Genomic DNA, 2,818 nt, shown 5'->3' with positions numbered 1-2,818 from the left:
CAGATCCTGCAGGTCATCGCCGAGCTGCAGGACGAGCTTGGCCTCGGGCTGCTGCTGATCACCCACGATCTTGGCGTTGCCGCCGCCATCGCCGACGAAGTGGCGGTGATGTACGCGGGCCGGGTGATCGAGACCGGCCCCGTGGCGCAGCTTTTCGCGGCGCCCGCGCATCCCTACACGCAAGGCCTGATGGCCGCGATCCCGGTGCCCGGACGCACCCGGCCCGGCACGCCCCTGCCCGCCATCCCCGGCCGGGTGCCCGGGCTCATCGGCAGCGTCACCGGCTGCGCCTTCCGCGACCGCTGCGCACTGGCGGGCGATGGCTGCGCCAGCGATCCGCTGCCCCGCCACGCCTTTGCCTCGGGCGGCTTCGTCGAATGCACGCGGCCCTCGCTCTCGGAGACGCGCCCATGACCGCCCCCCAGACCGCCCAAATGACCGCCCCCCGCCAGCCGATGATCCACCTGCGCGACCTGCGCAAGACCTACTCCGTGCGGCAGGGCATGTTCGGCAAGCCCAAGGAGTTGCACGCGGTCGACGGGCTGAGCCTTGAGGTGCCCGAGGGCACGACGCTGGGCCTCGTCGGCGAGAGCGGCTGCGGCAAGAGTACCGCCATGTCCATGGCCGTGGGGCTGCTCAGGCCCGACAGCGGCTCGGTCTCCATCGGCGGGCGCGATCTCTACGCCCTGCCGGTGGCAGCGCGGGGGCGGCTGGTCCAGCCGGGGTTTCCAAACCCCCCCGCCGCGCCTAAACCGGGGCGCCGGGGCGGCGACCCCGTGGGGCAGCCGCCGCGACTGCACGGCGGCCGCGGCATCGCCCGCAAGGCGCGCGAGATGATGGACCGCGTGGGCCTGCCGACCCGGCTTTTCGACGCCTACCCCGGCGAGCTTTCGGGCGGCCAGCGCCAGCGCGCCGCCATCGCCCGGGCGCTGATCCTCGAGCCCAAGGTGCTGGTCTGCGACGAGCCCACCTCGGCGCTCGACGTTTCGGTGCAGGCGCAGGTGCTGAACCTGCTGCTCGAGCTGAAGCGCGACATGCAGCTCACCATGATCTTCGTCTCGCACAACCTTGCCGTGGTCGAGCACGTCTCGGACCGGGTCGCGGTCATGTACCTTGGCCGCAAGGTCGAGGAGGCACCGGCGCCCGCGCTCTTCAAGACCCCGCGCCACCCCTACAGCCGGATGCTGGTCGGGGCGACGCTGGTGCCCGAGCCCGGCCACCCGCTGCCCGCCCAGCCCAAGGGCCAGCCGCCCGCGGACCCGTTCCTCGCGCCCATGGGCTGCCGCTTCGCGCCGCGCTGCGCCTTTGCGCAGCCAAGCTGCGCCGAACGTCCCGCCCCGGCCATCACCGAGCCCGCCCGCAGCTTCTGGTGTCACCGCCCCGAGGCCGTCACCGCCTGAGCCGTGCCAACTCCGGCATTGCAAGAAAGACCCCAGCTGCACTAGGAAGCGGCCAGCCGGCCCGGCCGGGCTCCACCGCATTCCTATCCCCTCGTGACAGACGGAAGGTCCGCCATGACCCGCATCGCCCCGCTCGCCCTTGCCGCCCTGCTTGGCTCCACCTCGCTTGCCGCCGCGCAGACGCTCTATTTCTCGGCCATCCCCGACGAGGAGGAGACCCGCCTCATCGAGCGCTTCTCGGCGGTCGCCGAGTATCTCGAGGGCGAGCTTGGCGTCGACGTCGAATTCGTGCCTGTGAAGAGCTACGCCGCCTCGGTCACCGCCTTCCGCAACGACCAGATCCAGCTCGCGTGGTTCGGCGGGCTCACCGGCGTGCAGGCCCGCCTCGCGGTTCCCGACGCCCGCGCCATCGCGCAGGGCAAGGAGGACCCGATCTTCGTGAGCTACTTCATCGCCAATACCGAGACCGGCCTCGAGCAATCCGACACCTTCCCCGAGGCCGCCAAGGGCATGTCGTTCACCTTCGGCGCCAAGACCTCGACCTCGGGCCGGCTGATGCCCGAGTACTGGATCCGGCAGGAGACCGGCGAGGCCCCCGAGGCGTTCTTCACGAAGGTCGGCTTCTCGGGCGACCACAGCCAGACCCTGCGGCTCGTCGCCTCGGGCGCGTGGGACATCGGTGCGCTGAACTTCGCGGTCTACGACAAGGCCGTCGAGGAAGGCGCCCCCGAGGTCGAGACCGCCAAGGTGATCTGGCAGACCCCGCCCTACCCCGATTACAACTGGACCATCCGCGGCGACGTCGATGCCCGCTTCGGCGAGGGCTTCGCTGACAAGGTGCAGGCGGCGCTCATCGGCATGGACGACCCCGACCTGCTCGCGGCCTTCCCGCGCGAGGCCTTCATCCCCGCCGCCAACGAGGATTTCCAGCCGATCGAGGAAACCGCCAAGGAGCTCGGCCTCATCGAATGACGCTGGCCGCGCTGGATCGGGAAACGCTGGGTTACGGGCGCGCCGCGGTGCTGCCCGGGCTCAGCTTCGCGCTCGCCCCCGGCGAGCGCGTCGTGCTTCTGGGCCGCAGCGGCGTGGGCAAGACAACGCTGCTCAACGCCATGCACGACCGGCTGGCGCGCGACCACCGCACCGCGCTCGTGCCGCAGGACCATGCGCTGGTGCCGCAGCTTTCGGTGCTCAAGAACGTGCTGATGGGCCGGCTCGACGATCACGGCGCGCTCTACAACCTCACCAACCTGCTGCACGTCCGCCGCGCCGACCGCGCGGGCGTGGTCGACGTGCTGACGCCGTTGGGGCTCGCCGAGCTTGCCGACCGCCCGGTGCGGGCGCTCTCGGGCGGGCAGAAGCAGCGCGTGGCGCTGGGGCGCGCGTGGTGGCGCGGCGGCGCGGTGCTGATCGGCGAC

At 71.7% G+C, this 2,818-nt stretch carries 4 protein-coding genes; all 4 read left to right on the top strand.

Annotated elements, in window-relative coordinates; genetic code table 11:
* Positions 1 to 414, top strand: a 414-nt coding sequence (locus HC022_RS23225) for an ABC transporter ATP-binding protein (RefSeq protein WP_167453981.1), incomplete at its 5' end; no start/stop codon positions are given.
* Positions 411 to 1,400, top strand: a complete 990-nt coding sequence (locus HC022_RS23220; protein ID WP_254885250.1) for an ABC transporter ATP-binding protein — start codon at positions 411 to 413, stop codon at positions 1,398 to 1,400. The genes HC022_RS23225 and HC022_RS23220, both read left to right, overlap by 4 nt.
* A gap of 114 nt (positions 1,401 to 1,514) precedes the next feature.
* The gene (locus tag HC022_RS23215; RefSeq protein WP_167453979.1) at positions 1,515 to 2,372 is read left to right on the top strand and encodes a putative selenate ABC transporter substrate-binding protein; all 858 of its coding nucleotides are present in this window, start codon (positions 1,515 to 1,517) and stop codon (positions 2,370 to 2,372) included.
* The coding region (locus HC022_RS23210) for an ATP-binding cassette domain-containing protein (protein ID WP_167453978.1) at positions 2,369 to 2,818 on the top strand (450 nt) is incomplete at its 3' end. The genes HC022_RS23215 and HC022_RS23210, both read left to right, overlap by 4 nt.

The sequence above is a fragment of the Salipiger sp. HF18 genome, assembly GCF_011806505.1.
GTDB lineage: Bacteria > Pseudomonadota > Alphaproteobacteria > Rhodobacterales > Rhodobacteraceae > Salipiger > Salipiger thiooxidans.
This window is presented reverse-complemented; position numbering and strand designations above follow the sequence as displayed.

Excerpts from the sequence above, each read along its gene's own strand:
- HC022_RS23220 (WP_254885250.1), top strand. The coding sequence starts at position 411 with ATGACCGCCCCCCAGACCGCCCAAATGACCGCCCCCCGCCAGCCGATG.
- HC022_RS23215 (WP_167453979.1), top strand. The coding sequence starts at position 1,515 with ATGACCCGCATCGCCCCGCTCGCCCTTGCCGCCCTGCTTGGCTCCACC.